Here is an 18,811-nt window from a genome sequence, read left to right on the forward strand (position 1 = left end):
GCGGACGACCGGCGGCCGGCGCATCACGTCTCCTGCCGCAGCCCCGCGGGCGCGGTGCCGACCTGGGGGAGCCCCGCCGGGCGAGCCGTCCGCTTCTGCGCGGCGATGCGGAAGGGCGCGTTCGGCGCGCCGTAGCCACGGTAATTGCCGCGGCGCTGCACGATCTCGAAGAAAAGCCCGCCGGGCAGCGTCTCGCTGTAGAGCTGAAAAAACGCGCCGCCCGCGTCCTCGTCGTACAGGATGTTGGCGGCTTTCAGTCGTGCCGTCAGCGAGGGATCGAGGCCGAAACGCGCCTCGACGTCGCCGTAGTAGTTGACGCCGATTCTCAGCGCCGGAAATCCCGACGCGGCGAGCTTCTCCGCCGTGGCGAAGATGTCGTCCGTCGCGAAGGCGATATGCTGGACCGAGGAGCCGAATGTGTCCTCGATGAACTGTCCGGCCAGCGTCCGCCGCGCCTCGGCGCCGTTGAGCGTGATCCTGAGGCCGCCGGATTCGATCGCCTGGCTGCGGACGAGGCCGTCGGGGTCCACCACGTCGATCATCGGCGCCTTGCGGGCCTCGAAGATCGACGTATAGAACAGGGTCCAGCTCAGCATCTCGTCATAGGCCATGGTCTGGCCGACGTGGTCGACCGCGACGAGTCCCGCGCCCGCCGGGCTGCCGGCAGAGACGTTGAAGTCCACCTCCCAGATCCGGCCGAGCGGCGGCTGGCGGTCGAGGAAGCGGATGACGCTGTTGCCGGGGCCGCGGATGCCGGGGATGGAGAGTTCTTCCGGGCCATGCGGCTGGTCGTGCGTATCCGCCAGGAGCGCCTTTGCCCGCGCGAAGGCGGCCCCGGCATCCGGCACCATCAGGCCGATCTCGGAAACGTTCGTGCCGTGGGCCACGTAGGCGTTGTGGGAGAACCCCGTGGTTTCGCCGTTGACGAGTACGTTGACGTTGCCCTGGCGCCAGAGCGCGACCGCCTTCGACACATGGGCGCCCGCGCGCGTGAAGCCGGTCGCCGTCAGCAGCCTCTCCAGCGCGGCGGCGTCCTCGCGCAGCGTCGCGAACTCGACGAACTCCACCCGTTCGACGGGCGCGGCGGCGGGAAAGTCGGGCAGGTCGACCGTCAGCGCCGGCTCCTCCCTGCGCACGCGGTCCAGCAGCTGGATCAGGCTGCGGTGCCCGTCGCGCGCCACGAGGCGCGGCAGGCCCGCCCGGAACTGGTCGTTGAAGATCTCCAGACTCACCGGCCCGCTGTAGCCGCTCGCGACGACGGCGCGCATGAAGGCCACCACGTCGAGGTCGCCTTCGCCCGGCATGTTGCGGAAATGGCGCGACCAGTAGAGCAGGTCCATGTCGACGGCGGGCGCATCGGCGAGCTGGACAAAGAAGATGCGATCGCCCGGGATCCGGCGGATCGTCTCGGGGTCGACGCGGCGGCCGAGCGTGTGGAAGCTGTCGAGGATGAGCCCCACATGGGGGTGGTCGGCGCGGCGCACGATCTCCCACGCGTCGCGGTGGTCGTTGACATGGCGGCCCCAGCACAGCGCCTCGTAGCCGACGCGGATGCCGCGTGCCGCCGCGATGTCGCCGAGCGCGCGGAAATCCGCTGCCGCACGGTCGATCCCTCCGATCGCCTCGGGATGGACGGACGAGCAGACGAGGATGAGATCGGTGCCGAGTTCCGCCATCAGGTCGAACTTGCGCTCGGCCCGGGCGAAGGCGCGGCTGCGCAGCGGCTCGGGCAGGCCCTCGAAATCGCGGAAAGGCTGGAAGAGCGTGATTTCAAGGCCATGGTCGCGCACCATGCGCCCGACTTCGCCGGGGCTGTAGTCGGATGCCAGGAAGTCCTGCTCGAAAATCTCGATTCCGTCGAACCCGGCCCTGGATATGGCCGCGAGCTTGTCGCGGAAGGTGCCGGAAATCGAGACGGTGGCGATGGACGTCTTCATCGTGTCACTCCGCAATCCGCTATCTGAGCGATGATTCCAGAGGTGCGCCGCGACGGCAATTGCAGTTTTCGCGATGATCGCAACATCATGTGCACGATGTGCAAACTAAAGGGACAATGCAGCGGCACCGCGCTTCAGAGCGGCGAGAAGGCGAGCGGGCGCAGCACCGTATGGGCGGCGTGCGCCATCGGTGCGGCGGGGATCGGATCGGCCCGGCGGGGCAGCAGGGCGAACGGCGCCTGCGGACAGCCCGACAGCGGTTCCCACAGGGCCGTCGCGCCCTCGGGCGCCGCGCCTGAGACGAGCGCGGCGCATTCCGCCGCGAAGAGGGCGCCGCCCGGCGTCCGCGCTTCGTGGCGTTTGCGGCGCCGGGCGAGCGCCGCATCGAACGCGGGTGAGCCGGACGTCAGCCGCAGGAAGCGGTTGGCCTGTTCCTCGACCAGCGCGAAGGCGGCCGGCACGAAGCCCTGCGTCCAGCCCTCCTCGCGTGCGAGACCCGCGCGACTGGCTTCGCGCTCGGCCCAGTCGGCGTAGCTCCACAAGTGATGGATCGTGTTGAGCGACCCGCTTTCGGCCAGCCAGTAGCCCATCAGCGGCAGGTGCTGCGTGACGAGCGGCAGGCCCCGGTCGTACAGCAGCGACAGATAGTCCGCGGCTGCGCCGGGTTTCAGCCGATAGGTCCTCCACTCGTGGATCATCGTCTTGCTCCTTCGCTCCGGAAGCTGGACGAAGCGGAGCGGCGTGGAAATGGACCGGGCGTCGGAAAGATTGGACGATCCGCCCCTGCCGGCCTGCCGCGCCGCTGTCCGACGGTCCCGGTTCGTTTAATCCCGGTTCGTGGCCTGCTTGCGGAACGCGCCGGGCGAAATGCCGATCCGCTGGGCGAAGAAGCGGTTGAAATAGGCCGGATCGTCGAAGCCCGTCAGATGCGCCACCTGAGCCACGCTGCTTTCGGTATAGACGAGGTAGCGTTTCGCTTCGATGATGACGCGCTCGTAGAGCAGATCGGAGGCCGTCTTGCCCGCGCGCGCCTTGCAGGCGGTATTCAGCCGTGCCGGCGTGACGGCGAGGGCATTCGCATAGAAGGAGAGCGATCGCTCGCTGCGGAAATGGGTTTCGAGCAGGGCCCGGTAGCGCACCAGCAGGTCGTAGTCCCTGTCCGGCGCCGCGATGCCCGGGTCGTCATGGGTCACGTAAAGCCGCAGCACGACGACGAGAATGCGCATGAACTGGGCTATGATGGCCGTGCGGCGGCCGGGCGCCGACCAGATGAACTCGCGGTGCAGCCAATGGAACGTGTCGAAGACGGCCGGAATGCTGACGCCGGTGCCTTCCAGCGAATAAACCGCGGGCCGGCCGGCTGCTGTGGCGAGTCGCGGATCGCCCGCCGTGGCGGCCTTCAGGCAGCCGAGCGCCGCCGTCACCACGAAACCGTCGGTGCCCGGCGTGAAGTCGATCTGATGCACGATCCCCACCGGGACGACGAGAACGCCGGGCGCGGGGATCGGCAGCGCCCGCTCCTCCAGCCGGATCGTTCCGCCGCCGTCGCGCACCAGCAGGACCTGCATGTGATCGGGATGGGCGTGGGGACGGATTCTCCAATCGTTCGGGCCGCTCCGGTCGCGGATCGGCTCGATGTGCAGAAAGTCGAGCTCGACGTCCGCCTCCTGATCGCCATAGAGATAGTAGTGCGGAATGCCGCCCGTCGCCGCGCCGTTCATGGCCTTCTCCGGAATTATCACCGCCGAATTGTGCAAGAATTGCGCGTCTGCGTCCATTGGTCCGGCGGCACCTCGGGGTTAGCACCTCATCATGGGAGAATGCGGCCGGGAGGATCGTATGGCAGGGGAGAAGGCACGGGAGCGTACCTGCGACGTGCTGGTGATCGGATCGGGCGCGGGCGGGTTGTCCACGGCGGTCACGGCGAAGAAGCACGGCCTCGAGGCGATCGTCATCGAGAAGGAACCGGTGTTCGGCGGCACGACCGCCTTTTCGGGCGGTGTGCTGTGGATTCCCGGCAACCGGCACGGGAAAGGCAATAATCCGGACGACACGCGGGAGGCGGCGCGCCGCTATCTGCAGGCGGAGACCGGCAACTGGTTCCAGCCGGAAGCGGTGGATGTCTTCCTCGATGCGGGGCCGCGGATGCTCGACTGGTTCGAGCAAGAGACGGCGGTGCGGTTCGTGCCCACGCTCTATCCCGACTATCATCCGACGGTGGCGGGCGGGGTGGACGTCGGCCGCTCGGTGCTCGCGGCGCCCTTCGACTCCAGCGTGCTCGGGCCGGAACTGAAGCGCCTGCGGCCGCCGCTCCAGACCATCACCTTCATGGGAATGATGTTCAATTCCTCGAATGCCGACATCCGGCATTTCTTCAACGCCACGACATCGCCGGCCTCCTTCGTCTACGTGATGAAGCGGCTCGCGGCCCATATGGCCGAGGTGGCGCGCTATGGCCGCGGCGTGCAGGTGACGAGCGGCAACGCGCTGGTCGCACGGCTGGCGAAGACCTGTTTCGATCTCGGCATTCCGATCCTCACCGACACGCCCGCCGTGCGTCTTCTCGTCGAGGATGGCAGGGTCGCAGGGGCGCAGGCCGGGGGGCGTCAACCAGGGGTGATCCGCGCGCGCAGGGGCGTGGTGCTGGCTTGCGGCGGCTATGCGCACGACCTCGCGCGCCGCGCGAACGTCTACGCCCATCTGAAGGCGGGGGCGGCGCATCACTCGCCGGTGCCCGAGGGCAATACGGGCGACGGAATCCGTCTGGGCGAGGAAGCGGGCGGCGTCTTCACGGCCGCATATCCCCAGCCGGCCGCGTGGATGCCCGTCAGCCTCGTGCCGGGCAAGGGCGTGTTCCCGCATCTGCTCGACCGCTACAAGCCCGGGATGATCGCTGTCCTTTCCGACGGGCGCCGTTTCACGAACGAGAGCGAAAGCTATCACGACGTGGGCGCGGCGATGATCGCGGCGGGCGAGGCGGGGGCGTGGCTGATCTGCGATCATCGCACGATCCGCAGATACGGTCTCGGACATGCCAAGCCGGCACCCATGCCGTTGTGGCCCTGGCTACGGACCGGCTATCTGAAGAAGGGCAGGACGCTCGCCGATCTGGCCCGCGCATGCGCAATCGACCCTGTCGGGCTGCAGGAGACGGTTGGCGCGTTCAACAAGGGGGCCAGGGAGGGCCGGGACGAGCAGTTCCATCGCGGCGAGACGTCGTTCAACCGCTACCTCGCCGATCCGGACCACAAGCCCAACCCCGCCGTCGCGCCGGTCGAGCAGGCGCCTTTCTACGCCGTGCGCCTGGAAATGGGCGACCTCGGCACCTTCGACGGGCTCAGGACCACCGTGCCGGGTGAGGTGGTCGACCGCGAGGGGCGGGCCATACCCGGTCTTTTCGCGGTCGGCAACGACCGGGCCTCGGTCATGGGCGGCAACTACCCCGGCGCCGGCATCACCCTTGGCCCCGCGATGACCTTCGGCTGGGTCACCGGCCGCTATCTCGCCGGGATCGCCCCCGACGTCCAGAAGGGAGAAAATGCATGAACTGGTTGCAGCTTGAGGGCAGCACGGCGGTCGTTACCGGCGCGGGCGGCGGCATCGGGCGCGTGCTCTGCCGGGCCTTCGCGGAAGCGGGCGCGCGCGTGGTGCTGGTGGACCGCGACGAGACGCGTGTAGCGGATCTCGTGGCGGAACTCGGGGGCGGGGCTTTCGCGGTGCGCTGCGACCTGTCGGTGCCCGCCGATGTCGCGGCAGCCGCGGAGCGGGTCGAGGCGGAAGGGGGCGCCGACATCCTCGTGAACAATGCCGCGATCCTGCGCCCCGGCGCGCTCGACGCCGTTCCCGAGGCGGACTGGTCCGCCATGCTTGCCGTGAACCTGACCGGCTATCTGACCGCCTCGCAGGCATTCGGGCGCGGGATGCTGGCGCGGGGACGGGGGGCGATCGTCCACATCGCCAGCATCGCCGGCAGCCAGCCGCAGCCGGTGAGCGGCGCCTATTCCGTCTCGAAGGCGGCGGTCGTCATGCTGTCGCGGCAACTGGCCGGCGAGTGGGGGCCGCGGGGTGTGCGCTCGAACTGCGTCAGCCCCGGTCTCGTGCGCACGCCGATGTCGGAGGCGTTCTACGCCGATCCCGAGGTGCGCAGCCGGCGTGAGCAGATGGTGCCGCTGCGCCGGATCGCCACGCCCGCGGACATGGCGAACGTGGCGCTGTTTCTCGCCTCGCCGCGTGCCGCCTATGTCACGGGACAGGATATCGTGGTCGACGGCGGCCTGTCGCAGACGCTGATGGGGCTGGTGCCGAGGCCTGGCTATGCGTGAGGCGCTCGTGACCGGCGGAGCCGACGGCATCGGCTTCGCCATCGCCCGGGCGCTCGCGCAGGCGGGCTGCCGGGTGACCATTGCCGATCTCGACGGAGACAAGGCGGCGGCGCGGGCGGTTGAACTCGGCGAGGCGCATCGCGGCGTCGCCTGCGACGTCACCGACGAGGCGCAAGGGGCCGCCGTCGCATCGAGCGCGCCCTACGAGGTGCTGGTCAACAACGCCGGCATCGGCGACAGCCACCTGCCGACGCTGGAACAGGACCTCGCGGCCTTTCGCCGGGTGCTGGATGTGCATCTTGCGGGCACCTTCATCATGTCGCGCGAGGTCGGGCGCGCGATGGTCGCCCGGCACCGGGGAGCCATCGTCAACCTGTCGTCCATCGCGGGGCTCGTCGGACTGCCGAAGCGCAATGCCTATGGCGCGGCGAAGGCCGGCATCGTCGCCATGACCAAGGCCATGGCCTGCGAATGGGCGGCGTACGGCGTGCGGGTCAATGCCGTTGCGCCGGCCTTCGTCGAGACCGCGCTGGTGCGGCAGCTCGCGCAGGCGGGCAAGGTGGACCTGCCGACGATCCGCCGCCGCACGCCGATCGGCCGCCTGATCGCGGCCGACGAAGTGGCCGCCTCGGTCGCGTTCCTCGCCTCTCCGGCGGCGTCGGCCATCACCGGCGTGGTATTGCCCGTCGACGGCGGCTGGACGGCCTTCGGGGACTTCGGCGACGCCTCGCGCTGAGCGCGACCGGCGCAAGAGGGTCAGGCGGCATCGTCCTCGATGTGGCCGCCGAGGAAGAGCTGGCCGACGCGCGGGTCTTCCAGCAGCTTGTCGGCCTTGTCGAACATGCGCGTCTGGCCGAGCTCCAGCACCAGCCCGTAGTCCGACATGGCGAGCGCCGCCTTGGCGTTCTGTTCCACCATCAGCACCGTCACGCCCCGGTCGCGCAGGCGGATCAGGGTCTGGAACACCTCCTGCACGAGGTTGGGCGAGAGGCCGATGGACGGCTCGTCGATCAGGATCAGCTTTGGATCGAGGAGCAGGGCGCGGGCGATTTCGAGCTGCTTCTGCTGACCGCCGGAGAGCTCGATGGCCTTCTGGTCCTTTCTCTCCCGCAGCATCGGGAACTGGTCCATGACCTGTTCCATCCGCACCCTCACCTGAGACTGGTCCTTTGCCGTGATGCCGCCGAGTTCGAGGTTGTGCAGCACGGACAGCTGCGGCACCACGTTGCGCCCCTGCGGCACGTAGGTGACGCCGCGCGCGATCATCTCGGCCGGACGCCGGCGCGTCACGTCCTCGCCCTCGAGCAGGATCTGGCCGGAATGGATGTTCAGCAGGCCGAAGACCGCCTTGAAGACCGTGGACTTTCCGGCGCCGTTCGGGCCGATCACCGTGGTGATCGACGCGCGGGGAATAGCGAAGGAGGTGCCGTTCAGGATCGTGATCCGGCCATAGCCGCCAGTGACGTTCTTGAGTTCGAGCATGTCAGCCTCCCAGATAGGCGTCGATCACCGTCTGGTTCGACCGGATTTCCTCCGGCCGTCCTTCGGCGATGATCTCGCCCTGCGCCAGCACGATGATCCGCGTGCACAGCGACATGACGAATTCCATGTTGTGCTCGATCACCACGAAGGTGGTGCCGTGCTCGCGGTTGTAGGTGATGAGCCGTTCTTTCAGATGCGCGAGCATCGTCAGGTTCACGCCGCCCGCCGGTTCATCCAGCAGCACGATGTCCGGCCCGGCCATGAAGGCCATCGCCGCGTCGACGAGCTTCTGCTGCCCGTAGGACAGGGACCCCGCCGGCGTGTCGCGATAGGGCGTGAGGCGAAAGAACGACACGAGCTGCTCCGCCTTGGCGGTGAGCCCGGCATCCGACGGGCCGAAGAGGCGCGAGAGCATCGTGCCCACGTGTTCCTGCCCGGCGAGGATCACGTTGTCGAGCACCGACATCTTCGGAAAGACGGACAGTTGCTGGAAGGTGCGGCCGACGCCCATCAGCGACAGATCCGCCGGGCGCACGCCGTCGACCGGCCGGCCGTTGATCGCGACATGGCCGGCGCTCGGCCGAAGCTGGCCGAGGATGCAGTTGAACAGCGTCGATTTCCCCGAGCCGTTCGGCCCGATCAGGCCGAGGATCTCCCCCTTGCGGACCTCGAAGCTCACGCCGTTGACCGCGCGGATGCCGCTGAAGTTCTTGGAGAGATTGCGGACGGACAGCACGGGCGTCGTCATAGCTGGACCCCCTGTTGCAGATCGCGCCGGGCCTCCTGCCGGGGCCGGAACCTGTCGACGAGCTTCACGCCGGCGCCGATCAGACCGTTGGGCGAATAGACCATCAGCACGATGACCAGAAGGGCGTAGATGATGAGGTAGTAACCCTCGGTGAAGCGCAGGACCTCCGGCAGCAGGATCACCACCGCCGCCCCGAGCATCGGCCCGAAGAAGAAGCCCGCGCCGCCGACGACGACCATGAGCAGCAGCTTCAGCGAGTGGATCAGCGCGAAACTGCTCGGCTCGATGAACTGCACCAGCGGCGCCTGCAATGCGCCGGCCAGCCCGCCGAAGGCGGAGCCGATGGCGAAGGCCAGAAGCGTCTGGCGGCGGATCTTCAGGCCGAGGCTTTCGGCGCGGATCGGGTTCTCGCGCAGGGCCTTGAAGGCGCGGCCCCACGGCGAACGCAGGATCCACCACATGATCCCCGCCGCGACCAGGAAGCAGACGAGGGTGAAATAGTAGAACTGCAGGTTCCTGCCGGTGCTGATGCCGAAGAACCACGGCCGCGGAATGCCGATCAGGCCGAAGGAGCCGCCGGTTATCTCCTCCTCGTTCCGCAGCACGAGGAAGAGAAGCGTGTTGAACGCCAGCGTCACGAAGGCGAGGAAATGATGCTGCACGCGCAGCGCCGGATAGCCGATGCCGATGCCGACGATGAAGCTCGCGGCGATGGCGAGAAGGGCGGCGATGCTCCAGTGGATGCCGGCGAGCGTCATGAGCGCGGTGATGTAGGCCCCGATGCCCATGAAGCCTGCCTGGGCGAGGCTCACCTGTCCGGCGTAGCCGAGCGTCAGGTTCAGCCCCATGGCGGCGATGGAGAACAGCAGCCAGGAGGTGAGCGTATAGATGATGTAGTTGCCCTGGCCGATGGGCGCGGCGACGAGCAGCGCGATGCCGGCCGCGACGAGGATGGCTTGAATCCGGGTCATACCGCTCTCCCTTCGGAGGTGCCCAGCAGGCCCTGGGGACGCAACAGGATGATGGCGATCAGCAGGATCAGCGGCATGGCCGCACGGTATTCGGCCGAGATGTAGACGGCCGACAGGTTGTCGATCACACCGATCAGGAGGCCGCCGACCAGCGCGCCGCGTATCTGGTTGAACCCGCCGACGATGGCCGCGATGAAGGCGACGAGGCCCAGCACCTCGCCGTTCGAGAACTTGGCGAGATAGATGGGCGAGATCAGCACGGAGGCGATGGTCGCGAGTGCGGCGTTGATCAGGAACGTGTACAAGACCATGCGCTTCACGTCGACGCCGAGGATTTCCGCCACCGCCGGGTTCTGGGCGGCGGCCTGCATGCAGCGCCCGGTGCGCGTGCGGTTCAGGAAGAGTTGCAGGCCGCCGATCGCCAGCATCGAGACGGCGAGGTTGCAGATGTCCTGCAGCGACACGCTCGCCCCGGCGATCTGATAGACGGTCTGCGGAAAGACGGGCGGGAACGGCTGCGCCGTCGCGGCGTAGAATTCCTTCACGCTTTCCTTCATCAGCAGCCCGAGCGCGATGGTGGCGATCACCAGCGGCAGGGTGCCGTGCGGCAGCATGGGCTCGACGATCAGCTTCTTGAAGAGAACGCCGAGGATCAGCAGGGAAAGCGCCAGCGCGAGAACGACCGCGGTCCACATCGGCAGGCCGAACATCGTCATGCCGATCAGCACGAAGAAGGCCGGCAGCATGACGAACTCGCCCTGCGCGAAATTGATCGTCTGCGAGGCCTGCCACAGCAGCGTGAAGCCGACAGCGGCGAGGGCGTAGATGGAGCCGGCCGCAAGGCCGGATACGAGAATCTGGATGAGCTCGGCCATGGAGAAGTCCCGGGCGGCTGGGGAAATCGGTACGGCGGGGACGGGCTGCGGACCGGCACGCAAGCGGCGCCGGCCCTGCGGTCCCTGTCGGCCGGGTCGGGGGTTCAGTTCGGCGGCAGGACCGCTTCGATGGTCTGTTTGCCGTTCTCGACCTTCACGAAGAAGCTCTCGCGCGACATCTCGCCGGTGTCGTCCCAGCTCACGTCCATGAGGACGCCCGGATAGTCGGCCGCCTTCAGCGTGAGGCCGTGCAGCTTCTCGGCGATGGCCTCGCTGTCGGGCGAACCGACGAGCTCGGTCACGTACTTGATCGTCCACGCGGCGATGTAGCCCTTGATCGCGTTGTGATCGGGCGTGTACTTGTATTTCGCCTTGAAGCGATCCACCATTTCCTTGATGGCCGGGATGTCGGCATCGGGCGTCAGGCCGACATGGCCCCTTGCGCCCTCCGCCGCCTCGCCGGCGAGCTCGATCACCTTGTGGCCGATGAGCGTCGTCTCGCCGAGGAGCGGCTTGTCCAGCCCCTGCTTGCGCGCCTCGCGCAGGAAGCGGGCGCTTTCCTCCTCGGTGTAGTAGACGAAGATCGCGTCCGCGTCCGAGTTCTTGAGCTTCAGCACGTCGGCGGAGAAATCGGTCTGCGCCTGCTCGGAGGGAACGTCGACGACGATGGGAATGTCCGCCGCGTTCATGGCGTCCTTGAAGGCCTGATAGCCGCCCTTGCCGAACTCGGTATTGGCCCAGGCGACGCCGACCTTCTTCACGCCGAGGTTCTCGATCATGTATTTGGTCAGCTTCGGCAGGCCCTTCTGCGAGCCGAAGGCGGTGCGGAAGATGTAGGGGTTGCCCATCGAGGTGATCGAGGGGGCTTCCGAGCCGGTGAACTGCGGGATGCCCTCCTGCTGCGCAATCAGCATGTTCACGACCGTCGAGGACGAGAACACCGTGCCGGTGAGGGCATAGACGCCTTCATCGATCGCCTTCTGGACCAGGGCGCGGGAGACCTGAGGATCGGTCTGGCTGTCGTATTCCAGGACCCTGACCTGCTGGTCGAGGATGCCGCCCTGGGCGTTGATCTCTTCGAAGCCCATCCTCACGCCGTCGCGGAAGTTGGTGCCCGCCGCCGCGCCCGGCCCGGACAGCTCGACGATGGAGCCGATCTTGAGTTCGGCGTGGGCCGGCAGCGCGCCGAACGTCAGAGCAACCGCTACCGCGGCTGTTCCGATGAGTTTGCTGATCATGGTTTTCCTCCCTTGGATGATTATGCGTAAAGCGTGGCAGCATCCGGCGATGGGGGGACAGGCCATCTGGTGCGGCGCCCGCTGCGCTCCCATGCCTTCACGGTCCCATCCCCCTCTCGGCCGGGGGGATTGGCTCATGATTGCACAAGTTCTGCTCTGCTGATGAGAATTGTTTCCGCCCCATTCGTACCATCGTGTCGATTCAGGCCGCGATCCGCCTGACACCCATGAGCAGCTCCGCGAGCAGCACGGCCTGAGCGTCGAACATGCCCGATCCCGGCATCGTGGCGCAGCCCCTGGCGCGGGCTGCCGCGATCAGCGGCGGCACGGCGGGGCGCGTGACGACATCGGCGACGAACTGGTCGGCGGTCAGCAGGTCGGTCTCAACGGGCAGGGGGTCGCCCTCACGCATGCCGAGCGGCGTGGCGTTCACGACGAGCGCGAAACCGCGCGGATCGGCGCTGCCCGCGCGCGCCTTGCCGGGAAAAGCGTCGTTCAGCCGGGCGATCAGCGTGTCGCGCCGCCCGGCATCGATGTCGTGCAGCGCCAGTTCCGAAGCCCCGCGCGCCAGAATCTCGTAGGCGATGGCCGATCCCGCACCGCCCGCCCCGACGAGGAGAGCCGGTTTTCCTGCCACGCCGAAGCCCTCGGCCTCGATCCCGTCCAGACATCCGTGCCCGTCGGTGGCGTCGCCGATCCAGCCATCGGCGTCACGGATCATGATGTTCACCGCGCCCGACGCCCGCGCCCGGTCGGAGACGCGGGCGCAGAAGCCGAGGCAGGCCACCTTGTGCGGCACCGTGACGACCAGTCCGTCCACGTTCCGCATCGCCCAGGCCTGGGCGAGCCACGCCGTGAGATCCTCCGGAAGGATGTCGAGCGGCACGACCATGCCGTTGAAGCCGCGCCCGGCCATGATCGCGCTCAGCGAAGCGGGGGATTTCACCTGTCCGATCGGATGGCCGAGGATGGGGAAGATCCGCGTCTCGCCATCAATCTTCAGCGGTTTCGTCACTTGTATCCTCCCATGGATGGGGCTGCACGCAGGCCGGCGTTCCCCATCGCCTCTTAATTCAACGCCAATAATACATGCGCCCCGCCGCCGGGAAATGGACGATAGGAGCGAGACATTGGACTGTTGCGCGTCAGGTGCCTCTCACGTCGCTTCCGTCAGGGCGATGCCAACCCTTTGCGTTCGGAGAGGTCATCCGGATGGAAGGGGCGGGGCGAAACGTGATCGCCGTCTTCTTCCTGCATCCGGCTTTCCTCCTGTCCTGCGGGTATTCCCCCCGCTCACTGAAAAAAGTTGCACAAAACAGAATACTATTCAAGAATAAAATTTGCTTCCAATTCTCCGCGAGAGAAGCGACGGTCGGCCATCGTCGGCGAGGCCGTGATCGGTGCTCGAGAGATCGCCGGTATGAGACATGGCGAGGGCGCGCAGGCCCTGGCAGGTGAGAACGTCGACGATTTGCCCGTCGCCGGGCACGGTCCCGGCCTATCCCGAACCGTTCTCCGAAGGAGGCATTGACGGTGTGAAGCGGGGTCGCAGCTGCATCGCCAACGCCTATTCCAGCAACGATGACCTGATCGCTTGAAGAAACGGGCTCTTCACGGGGCGGACGCCGTCGGCCTCGTGCATGCCATGCTCCTGCGCATCCAGGCACTGATATTCCCCCTTCGCACCTCGTCCTCGGCGGGCACTGACGGGCCGGGACGCGAAGCGTGAAACCCGGCGGGGTCAACCTTCGACGCTTGTCCACGGTCGCCCAGGGAGCGCGACCGGCATGTTGTTTTGGTGAGCGCGCTGGGGGGCGTCGCGCACAGGGACCACCTGGACCGCCCCGTTATTGCCGTAGGAACAACATCTCATTGTCATATTGTGGCCGAATCATTCCTAAATGTTGGTCGCGGGCTGAATCGAACATGCTTTCCGCTTACGCTGTAGCATTAAGAAGGAGCTGAAGATGATCGCTCGCAATTTCCTCCCTGCATCGCTGACCGCTGTTGTTCTGACCGCGGCATTTTTCACCAATCCTGCATCCGCGCAGGAAGCAACTCAAGGGGAGCAGATGATCCAAGCGCAGACAGAGGGCAGTAGCCCGGCCGCAGCCATCAGTGATCAGAAAATCGAGGCTTTTGCCGTCGCGTATCTAGAAGTGCAGAAAGTCCGGCAGGATTACTCGGCCAGGATCGAAGCAACACCGGATGCGAATGCCCAGCAGCAACTGCAGGCTGAGGCAGGCCAGAAGGCAGTTCAGGCTGTTGAGAATTCTCCGAATATATCAGTTAATGAGTACAATACAATCTTGACGGCCGCAGAGAAGGATCCCGTCCTTCTTCAGAAGGTCAATGAAAAGCTTCAGAGTGCCCAGCCAGCACAGCAGTAAGCCATGCGAGCGCAGGTCATATCTGTGAGACCCCGCCCTTGAGGCGGGGTTTCGGGTCGTGATCACTGGTCGCCCATACCGTTGACGATCACACGGATGCGGCGCATGACGGGGTCGCTCGTCCTCATGGTCGGGGAGGCGAGCACATTTTCGACGCGTTCAAGGTCGCGCATATCGCCCGAAGGAACGCCCGAACGCTGTCCGGATCGTCCACCGGAAGACAGGCGAGACGAGAAAGCCTGGATACCATACCACTCTATAACGATGCTGAGCTGCCGCATTTCCCCGATCGCATGGCGAGGCTTGATGCCCCTGAAGGCTCAACGTATCGGCGGGTCGATGATCGTTCGGGATTGGCCGGGTCGCATAAGAAAATCCCGCTGCCGTGGTTCACGGAAGGCGGGCAGTCGAATAATATGTGGCACACAGTGAAGGACATCATCATCGCGGCCAACTTCGAAGCGAGCGAATCGAACCTTACCGAGGAAGAAATTCGTGCGATGACAAAGGTTGCGGCCGGCGCGAAAAAACGCCACGCCGGAAGAGCGAATTCAGGCCATTTGTCGGAATGAGCCACTGACGGTTTGTCGGAATGGACTTGCAGGCCACCTCGTGCAGGGCATAGCAATTTGATTTATATATTATTTTTGGTGAGCGCGCTGGGGCTCGAACCCAGGACCTACTGATTAAAAGTCAGTTGCTCTACCAGCTGAGCTACGCGCTCGTTCACCAAAATCCCGTGTCGCCCGAAGGGCGGGGCGCCGGAGCCGTCCGTGATCGTGGTCGTGCCGATACGGCGGAAGCCGTTACCAAATACGGAGTTGCCACCTTCAGGTCAATATCAAACCGATGCGCCGCAGCCAAACGGCGGCCTTACGCACAGGACAGCCGGACCGGCCGCGCCTGTCCGCCGCGGCCAGGTCCCGCCCTAGGGGGCGTCAGTGTAGGGGACCCTGTTATTTGGCAGTACCGACAATGAGGGAGAATCCGGCCTAACCGGTTGATATGGCGTCGGTAGTTGGCTTTTCCGGTGGATTCGGCCTTTGGCAGTAGCGGCGCGGTGGCCTGCCGTTTTCGACCGTGTCTATGGCAGGAACGATCATTTTCCGATCGCTTCCGCCCATGGCGCGCCAGTTGTCGCCAGATGGGCTACGATCCTTGAGACGTCATGGTTTCTCGTCGAGGCGACAGGGAAATCGGACGCGATGCGGACGGTTCTGGATTGCAATTCGCGGGCGCCGCTCCGGCCGTGAACTCGGAAATGGCTTCCGAGTTCAGAACGCCACTTCCGAGTTTGTATATCCCATTGCAAAAGAACGATAATTATTGAGGGATGATGAAATCCTAGACCGAACGAACTCGGAAGTGGCGAAATCGCGGAATCGCGTTCGGTCATGGCGTGGCGGTTTTGATTTCGATGCGCTTGACCACCTTGTAATCCCCAGGCCCCGGCTCTCCCGGCCACATCGACACCGAAATCACTCCGTCGCAAGGCCGCCACCATCTGAAGCCGTCGTCCGAGAGAAGGTCAGGCCGCTTATCAAGTGCACACAGAGCCTTCATTTTCCAAAGTGTTAGTGCATTGAAATCAGAATTTTCGGGCTCGTTCAGGGCTATCCAGTCGGCCCTTTTGTTGAAGTAGACGATCTCTACCTTCCCAGCGTGGTAACGGCATTCCAGACCTTGGAACTTTTCTGCGCCGAGACGATACAGATTCTCGACGCACGGCTCATCAGGCTTGCCGAGTACCCTATCCACGGTGGCTTTCGGCTTGCCGATTATCTGAGGCAGAAACTGAGGCGGCTCGGGCGGCGGCCGATATGATTCGAGATACGCCTTCTCCTCATCCTTGTCCGTGATGACGGTGCCGTCGCTGGTCCCAAGGCCCATATCGATCACACGGGCAAGATGGATATCTGCCCGCGCATAAGCCGCTGAAGAGATTGCCGTAACAGCCCACAGGGCAATGAGAGGTTTCATGGCGCAACCCTTGACATAAATGGCGTTACACCGATGATTAAGGTAAAATTATGTCAAAATTGTCGCGTCTTGACGATCATGAAGCCTCGCGTTTACCGGTGCCGGGTTCGGCCGCAGCTTCCTCAAGGCGCCTTCTCATAAAATATCGTAGCTGAGGCAGCGTAACTTCTACCTCGGCAATATCATTGATATCGCGAACTCTACTGAGCAATTCATTATACAATCCCGCCGCTTCTGCGGACACTTTTTCTGCACTTATTCTTTGTCCTGCGTTGCTGTATGCAGCAGTTACTATCCTCGCCATGTCCTCCATTATATCTTCACTCAGCGAAAGTGGATGCTTCACTTGTGAGGAGGGGTCCTCGAACATCGCCCCCTCTCCGGTCACGACCCAGTTTATATTGACGTTAGTTTTTCGCCTCAAAATTGCGAGAAACTCGATATCCGGCTTGCGCTCGTTGCGCTCATAGTTTCCGAGAGATGTGTCTGGAATACCCAATAATTTCGCGAACTTAGCGCGAGACATGCCTTTATGCAAGGCTGCGATCCTGTCGCCTACAGTCGCGAGACGATTATCTACCATCGTCAAATCACGCACAAACGAGACGATTTTTCTTGCAAACCGACCTCAAACGTGCGCATTCTCCTTCCTAGCAGCCCACTGTCGCGGGCGGCAAATGTCCCCGATCCACCAACAAAAGGCGGATGCACCACCATCCGCCTGTCGTCAGGAGCGATCTCTTGAGTAAAGCAGCAGCTTGGACCCCCAAAAGGATCCTTTGCGAAATCCACGAGCGTGGCATGACGCTCGAGCAACTCGCCATCCGCAATGGCCGCAATCCCTCGAGCTTCCGCAACGTCTGGACCCGCCCCAACAGCGCCAATGAGCAGATCATCGCCGATTTCATCGGCATGACGCCCGAAGTGCTGTGGCCGAACCGCTACCCCAAAAAGACCACCCGCATCTTCGATACCAAAAAATGGGGGGCGTTAGAAAGTCAAAAAGACACGGTTTCCTCTGACACGAGGGCGGCAGCATGACCTTGGATCCGTCAACGGAGACGCCGACTTCCGACAACGCGTGCGCACCTGACGTGAAGGCGAACAAATATCCGCCGCGTCATGCGAGCACTCCTCGGAGCCAATCGCCTCGCAGATCAGGGGCGCTTCATCATGACGCTCAACGACGTGCCAGAGGTGCGCCGCATATTCGGCTGGGCCGCCATCGAGCCGGTACGCCTGACCTACACCACCGCCGGGCGGCCGACAGAGGGGCGCGAGGTGATCATCTCGGGCGGGGGACGAGCGTTAGATGCGTGATCAAAATGCCGCCGGTCTGACGGCCAGCGCAAAAGATTCCGTGCCAAAGATCGCGTCAATCACTGCCAAAGCTGGCGGCGCGCTACAGTCAGCCGGCTGCGCCGTCGCGGATCGGCGGTTGGAATGTCAGGCCCATGTCCCAGGGGAAGTAGATCCACGTGTCCTGCGACACCTCCGTGATGAAGGTGTTGACGAGCGGCCGCCCTTGGGGCTTGGCGTAGATAGCGGCGTAATGCGCATCCGGCAGCAGCGTGTGGACGAGCGCCAGCGTCTTGCCCGTGTCGACGAGGTCGTCGACCACCAGCACGCCCTTGCCGCCGTTGGCGCGGAGCGAGGGCGCGATGTCCTTGATGAGCTTGAGCTCGCCCTGGTTCGAATAGTCGTGATAGCTCGCGATGCAGACACTCTCGATCAGGCGGATCTCCAGCTCGCGCGCGATGATCGCCGCCGGCACGAGCCCGCCGCGCGTGATGCATACCAGCGCGTCAAAAGGGCCCGCTTCATGAAGCCGCCAGGCCAGGGCGCGCGCGTCGCGGTGGAACTGGTCCCAAGAGACCGGAAACGCCTTCTGAGAATGCAACGTCATATGCAATATGCCTTCGTCCGAAAAAATGGTGGACGCCATTACCATAACGAACCGCGAAACGATACCCGCTTTTCAGCCGAAGGCTCAGAACGCGCGGGCGGTGCCCGATTCCGTTCTCGCCACGAGCTGCGTCACCTCGTTGTGGGCGGCGGCCAGCGCCTGCGCGTCGCGCGAGCGAAGCACGATGTTCGTGCCCGGCACCCCTTCCTCGAAGAAGGGGTAGCTGCCGATCGCCACGCCCGGGAAGGCGCGGGCGATCGCGCCGAGCCCCTCCGCGACGTCACCCTCCTTGCACAGCGCCCGCACCGTGCGCGAGACGATCGGCACGCTCGTGCGCAGCTCCGGGGCGACGTTGTCGAGCATCGCGTGCATCACCGAAGGAATACCCGCCATGACGATCACGTTCCCGATCCAGAAGCCGGGCGCCTTCGATACAGGGTTGTTCACGAGCTTCGCGCCCCGCGGGATGCGCGCCATGCGCCGGCGCGCCGGGTTGAGGTCCTCCGGCCGCAGGTACTCCAGCAGCGCGGCGATGGCACGCGGGTCCTCGTCGAGCGGCACGCCGAAGGCCCTGGCGACGGCGTCGGCCGTGATGTCGTCGTGGGTGGGGCCGATGCCGCCGGTGGTGAACACATAGGTGTAGCGCGCGCGCAGCGCATTCACGGCGGCGATGATCTCGTCCTCGACATCCGCGACCACCCGCGCCTCGCGCAGGTCGATGCCGATGCCGGTCAGGTACTGGGCGATGTAGCCGATGTTGCGGTCCTGCGTGCGGCCCGAGAGGATCTCGTCGCCGATCACCAGCACCGCAGCCGTCGTCACCAGCGCTGCCTCACTGGTTTGCGATTCTTCGCCAAGTTGCGCATCCGCCATCGCCGTCTACTCCCGGGAGCCCGTTCCGGGTTTTACGCCAAAGGCGGGCGCGGCTCAAGCAGGGGCGGGGGACATGATGCACGCGCCGT

Annotated in this window: 21 protein-coding genes and 1 tRNA gene; 7 read left to right on the forward strand and 15 right to left on the reverse strand. The window is 65.1% G+C overall.

From position 1 onward, the window contains the following. Positions 1-23: 23 nt before the first annotated feature. The 3 genes from ACUSIJ_RS20345 to ACUSIJ_RS20355 form a co-directional block, all read right to left on the reverse strand. The gene (locus tag ACUSIJ_RS20345; RefSeq protein ID WP_449310245.1) at positions 24-1,937 is read right to left on the reverse strand and encodes a bifunctional sugar phosphate isomerase/epimerase/4-hydroxyphenylpyruvate dioxygenase family protein; all 1,914 of its coding nucleotides are present in this window, start codon (positions 1,935-1,937) and stop codon (positions 24-26) included. Between the two features lie 134 nt (positions 1,938-2,071). Further along, on the reverse strand, positions 2,072-2,635 hold the full coding sequence (locus ACUSIJ_RS20350; RefSeq protein ID WP_449310246.1) for an NIPSNAP family protein: 564 nt from the start codon (positions 2,633-2,635) through the stop codon (positions 2,072-2,074). A gap of 126 nt (positions 2,636-2,761) precedes the next feature. Beyond that, positions 2,762-3,658, reverse strand: a complete 897-nt coding sequence (locus ACUSIJ_RS20355; RefSeq protein ID WP_449310247.1) for a helix-turn-helix domain-containing protein — start codon at positions 3,656-3,658, stop codon at positions 2,762-2,764. A 118-nt stretch (positions 3,659-3,776) separates the two neighbouring features. Here ACUSIJ_RS20355 and ACUSIJ_RS20360 point away from each other — a divergent pair, with 118 nt between their 5' ends. Genes ACUSIJ_RS20360 through ACUSIJ_RS20370 form a run of 3 tightly spaced genes read left to right on the forward strand, consistent with a single transcriptional unit; the run spans position 3,777 to position 6,995 of the window. Then, a complete protein-coding gene (locus ACUSIJ_RS20360) occupies positions 3,777-5,483 on the forward strand; it encodes an FAD-dependent oxidoreductase (RefSeq protein ID WP_449310248.1) in 1,707 nt (568 codons plus the stop codon). Further along, positions 5,480-6,259 carry an SDR family NAD(P)-dependent oxidoreductase gene (locus ACUSIJ_RS20365; RefSeq protein ID WP_449310249.1) on the forward strand — a complete coding sequence of 260 codons (780 nt, stop codon included), beginning with the start codon at positions 5,480-5,482 and terminating at the stop codon, positions 6,257-6,259. Before ACUSIJ_RS20360 ends, ACUSIJ_RS20365 begins: the two co-directional genes overlap by 4 nt. Further along, on the forward strand, positions 6,252-6,995 hold the full coding sequence (locus ACUSIJ_RS20370; protein WP_449310250.1) for an SDR family NAD(P)-dependent oxidoreductase: 744 nt from the start codon (positions 6,252-6,254) through the stop codon (positions 6,993-6,995). Before ACUSIJ_RS20365 ends, ACUSIJ_RS20370 begins: the two co-directional genes overlap by 8 nt. A gap of 20 nt (positions 6,996-7,015) precedes the next feature. Here the strand turns inward: ACUSIJ_RS20370 and ACUSIJ_RS20375 are convergent, their stop codons facing one another. From ACUSIJ_RS20375 to ACUSIJ_RS20400, 6 genes are all read right to left on the reverse strand, one after another. Beyond that, a complete protein-coding gene (locus ACUSIJ_RS20375) occupies positions 7,016-7,741 on the reverse strand; it encodes an ABC transporter ATP-binding protein (protein ID WP_449310251.1) in 726 nt (241 codons plus the stop codon). 1 nt (position 7,742) lies between these two features. Continuing rightward, complete coding sequence (locus ACUSIJ_RS20380) at positions 7,743-8,489, reverse strand: ABC transporter ATP-binding protein (protein ID WP_449310252.1); 747 nt, start codon at positions 8,487-8,489, stop codon at positions 7,743-7,745. Beyond that, positions 8,486-9,460 carry a branched-chain amino acid ABC transporter permease gene (locus ACUSIJ_RS20385; protein ID WP_449310253.1) on the reverse strand — a complete coding sequence of 325 codons (975 nt, stop codon included), beginning with the start codon at positions 9,458-9,460 and terminating at the stop codon, positions 8,486-8,488. Before ACUSIJ_RS20385 ends, ACUSIJ_RS20380 begins: the two co-directional genes overlap by 4 nt. Beyond that, on the reverse strand, positions 9,457-10,335 hold the full coding sequence (locus ACUSIJ_RS20390) for a branched-chain amino acid ABC transporter permease (protein WP_449310254.1): 879 nt from the start codon (positions 10,333-10,335) through the stop codon (positions 9,457-9,459). Before ACUSIJ_RS20390 ends, ACUSIJ_RS20385 begins: the two co-directional genes overlap by 4 nt. Before the next feature lie 104 nt (positions 10,336-10,439). After that, a complete protein-coding gene (locus ACUSIJ_RS20395; protein WP_449310255.1) occupies positions 10,440-11,573 on the reverse strand; it encodes an ABC transporter substrate-binding protein in 1,134 nt (377 codons plus the stop codon). A 202-nt stretch (positions 11,574-11,775) separates the two neighbouring features. After that, complete coding sequence (locus ACUSIJ_RS20400; RefSeq protein ID WP_449310256.1) at positions 11,776-12,588, reverse strand: shikimate dehydrogenase family protein; 813 nt, start codon at positions 12,586-12,588, stop codon at positions 11,776-11,778. Between the two features lie 952 nt (positions 12,589-13,540). On the opposite strand from ACUSIJ_RS20400, the gene ACUSIJ_RS20405 reads away from it, so the two are divergent. Further along, positions 13,541-13,963, forward strand: a complete 423-nt coding sequence (locus ACUSIJ_RS20405; RefSeq protein ID WP_449310257.1) for a DUF4168 domain-containing protein — start codon at positions 13,541-13,543, stop codon at positions 13,961-13,963. A gap of 62 nt (positions 13,964-14,025) precedes the next feature. Here ACUSIJ_RS20405 and ACUSIJ_RS20410 read toward each other — a convergent pair whose 3' ends face one another. After that, on the reverse strand, positions 14,026-14,244 hold the full coding sequence (locus ACUSIJ_RS20410) for a hypothetical protein (RefSeq protein WP_449310258.1): 219 nt from the start codon (positions 14,242-14,244) through the stop codon (positions 14,026-14,028). Between the two features lie 12 nt (positions 14,245-14,256). Here ACUSIJ_RS20410 and ACUSIJ_RS20415 point away from each other — a divergent pair, with 12 nt between their 5' ends. Continuing rightward, the gene (locus tag ACUSIJ_RS20415) at positions 14,257-14,535 is read left to right on the forward strand and encodes a hypothetical protein (protein ID WP_449310259.1); all 279 of its coding nucleotides are present in this window, start codon (positions 14,257-14,259) and stop codon (positions 14,533-14,535) included. A 76-nt stretch (positions 14,536-14,611) separates the two neighbouring features. Here ACUSIJ_RS20415 and ACUSIJ_RS20420 read toward each other — a convergent pair. From ACUSIJ_RS20420 to ACUSIJ_RS20430, 3 genes are all read right to left on the reverse strand, one after another. Beyond that, positions 14,612-14,687 (reverse strand) — tRNA-Lys (locus ACUSIJ_RS20420). Between the two features lie 668 nt (positions 14,688-15,355). Next, positions 15,356-15,943, reverse strand: a complete 588-nt coding sequence (locus ACUSIJ_RS20425) for a hypothetical protein (RefSeq protein ID WP_449310260.1) — start codon at positions 15,941-15,943, stop codon at positions 15,356-15,358. Between the two features lie 76 nt (positions 15,944-16,019). Then, complete coding sequence (locus tag ACUSIJ_RS20430) at positions 16,020-16,526, reverse strand: helix-turn-helix domain-containing protein (RefSeq protein WP_449310261.1); 507 nt, start codon at positions 16,524-16,526, stop codon at positions 16,020-16,022. Between the two features lie 122 nt (positions 16,527-16,648). On the opposite strand from ACUSIJ_RS20430, the gene ACUSIJ_RS20435 reads away from it, so the two are divergent. Next, complete coding sequence (locus ACUSIJ_RS20435) at positions 16,649-16,984, forward strand: helix-turn-helix domain-containing protein (protein ID WP_449310262.1); 336 nt, start codon at positions 16,649-16,651, stop codon at positions 16,982-16,984. 81 nt (positions 16,985-17,065) lie between these two features. Further along, positions 17,066-17,263: a hypothetical protein gene (locus ACUSIJ_RS20440; protein WP_449310263.1), complete on the forward strand. Its 198-nt coding sequence runs from the start codon at positions 17,066-17,068 to the stop codon at positions 17,261-17,263. An 88-nt stretch (positions 17,264-17,351) separates the two neighbouring features. On the opposite strand, the gene gpt is transcribed toward ACUSIJ_RS20440, so the two are convergent. Both gpt and ACUSIJ_RS20450 read right to left on the reverse strand, forming a co-directional pair. Continuing rightward, the gene (gene gpt, locus ACUSIJ_RS20445; RefSeq protein ID WP_449310264.1) at positions 17,352-17,849 is read right to left on the reverse strand and encodes a xanthine phosphoribosyltransferase; all 498 of its coding nucleotides are present in this window, start codon (positions 17,847-17,849) and stop codon (positions 17,352-17,354) included. A gap of 84 nt (positions 17,850-17,933) precedes the next feature. Then, the gene (locus tag ACUSIJ_RS20450; protein ID WP_449310265.1) at positions 17,934-18,722 is read right to left on the reverse strand and encodes a competence/damage-inducible protein A; all 789 of its coding nucleotides are present in this window, start codon (positions 18,720-18,722) and stop codon (positions 17,934-17,936) included. Positions 18,723-18,811: the final 89 nt, after the last annotated feature.

The organism is Pseudochelatococcus sp. B33 (assembly GCF_053570585.1).

What these genes read in the sequence shown, in the direction of transcription:
- ACUSIJ_RS20345 (WP_449310245.1), bottom strand. Translation starts at nt 1,937, where the DNA reads ATGAAGACGTCCATCGCCACCGTCTCGATTTCCGGCACCTTCCGCGAC.
- ACUSIJ_RS20350 (WP_449310246.1), bottom strand. Translation starts at nt 2,635, where the DNA reads ATGATCCACGAGTGGAGGACCTATCGGCTGAAACCCGGCGCAGCCGCG.
- ACUSIJ_RS20355 (WP_449310247.1), bottom strand. Translation starts at nt 3,658, where the DNA reads ATGAACGGCGCGGCGACGGGCGGCATTCCGCACTACTATCTCTATGGC.
- ACUSIJ_RS20360 (WP_449310248.1), top strand. Translation starts at nt 3,777, where the DNA reads ATGGCAGGGGAGAAGGCACGGGAGCGTACCTGCGACGTGCTGGTGATC.
- ACUSIJ_RS20365 (WP_449310249.1), top strand. Translation starts at nt 5,480, where the DNA reads ATGAACTGGTTGCAGCTTGAGGGCAGCACGGCGGTCGTTACCGGCGCG.
- ACUSIJ_RS20370 (WP_449310250.1), top strand. Translation starts at nt 6,252, where the DNA reads ATGCGTGAGGCGCTCGTGACCGGCGGAGCCGACGGCATCGGCTTCGCC.
- ACUSIJ_RS20375 (WP_449310251.1), bottom strand. Translation starts at nt 7,741, where the DNA reads ATGCTCGAACTCAAGAACGTCACTGGCGGCTATGGCCGGATCACGATC.
- ACUSIJ_RS20380 (WP_449310252.1), bottom strand. Translation starts at nt 8,489, where the DNA reads ATGACGACGCCCGTGCTGTCCGTCCGCAATCTCTCCAAGAACTTCAGC.
- ACUSIJ_RS20385 (WP_449310253.1), bottom strand. Translation starts at nt 9,460, where the DNA reads ATGACCCGGATTCAAGCCATCCTCGTCGCGGCCGGCATCGCGCTGCTC.
- ACUSIJ_RS20390 (WP_449310254.1), bottom strand. Translation starts at nt 10,335, where the DNA reads ATGGCCGAGCTCATCCAGATTCTCGTATCCGGCCTTGCGGCCGGCTCC.
- ACUSIJ_RS20395 (WP_449310255.1), bottom strand. Translation starts at nt 11,573, where the DNA reads ATGATCAGCAAACTCATCGGAACAGCCGCGGTAGCGGTTGCTCTGACG.
- ACUSIJ_RS20405 (WP_449310257.1), top strand. Translation starts at nt 13,541, where the DNA reads ATGATCGCTCGCAATTTCCTCCCTGCATCGCTGACCGCTGTTGTTCTG.
- ACUSIJ_RS20410 (WP_449310258.1), bottom strand. Translation starts at nt 14,244, where the DNA reads ATGCGGCAGCTCAGCATCGTTATAGAGTGGTATGGTATCCAGGCTTTC.
- ACUSIJ_RS20415 (WP_449310259.1), top strand. Translation starts at nt 14,257, where the DNA reads ATGGCGAGGCTTGATGCCCCTGAAGGCTCAACGTATCGGCGGGTCGAT.
- ACUSIJ_RS20425 (WP_449310260.1), bottom strand. Translation starts at nt 15,943, where the DNA reads ATGAAACCTCTCATTGCCCTGTGGGCTGTTACGGCAATCTCTTCAGCG.
- ACUSIJ_RS20430 (WP_449310261.1), bottom strand. Translation starts at nt 16,526, where the DNA reads ATGGTAGATAATCGTCTCGCGACTGTAGGCGACAGGATCGCAGCCTTG.
- ACUSIJ_RS20435 (WP_449310262.1), top strand. Translation starts at nt 16,649, where the DNA reads ATGCACCACCATCCGCCTGTCGTCAGGAGCGATCTCTTGAGTAAAGCA.
- ACUSIJ_RS20440 (WP_449310263.1), top strand. Translation starts at nt 17,066, where the DNA reads ATGCGAGCACTCCTCGGAGCCAATCGCCTCGCAGATCAGGGGCGCTTC.
- gpt (WP_449310264.1), bottom strand. Translation starts at nt 17,849, where the DNA reads ATGACGTTGCATTCTCAGAAGGCGTTTCCGGTCTCTTGGGACCAGTTC.
- ACUSIJ_RS20450 (WP_449310265.1), bottom strand. Translation starts at nt 18,722, where the DNA reads ATGGCGGATGCGCAACTTGGCGAAGAATCGCAAACCAGTGAGGCAGCG.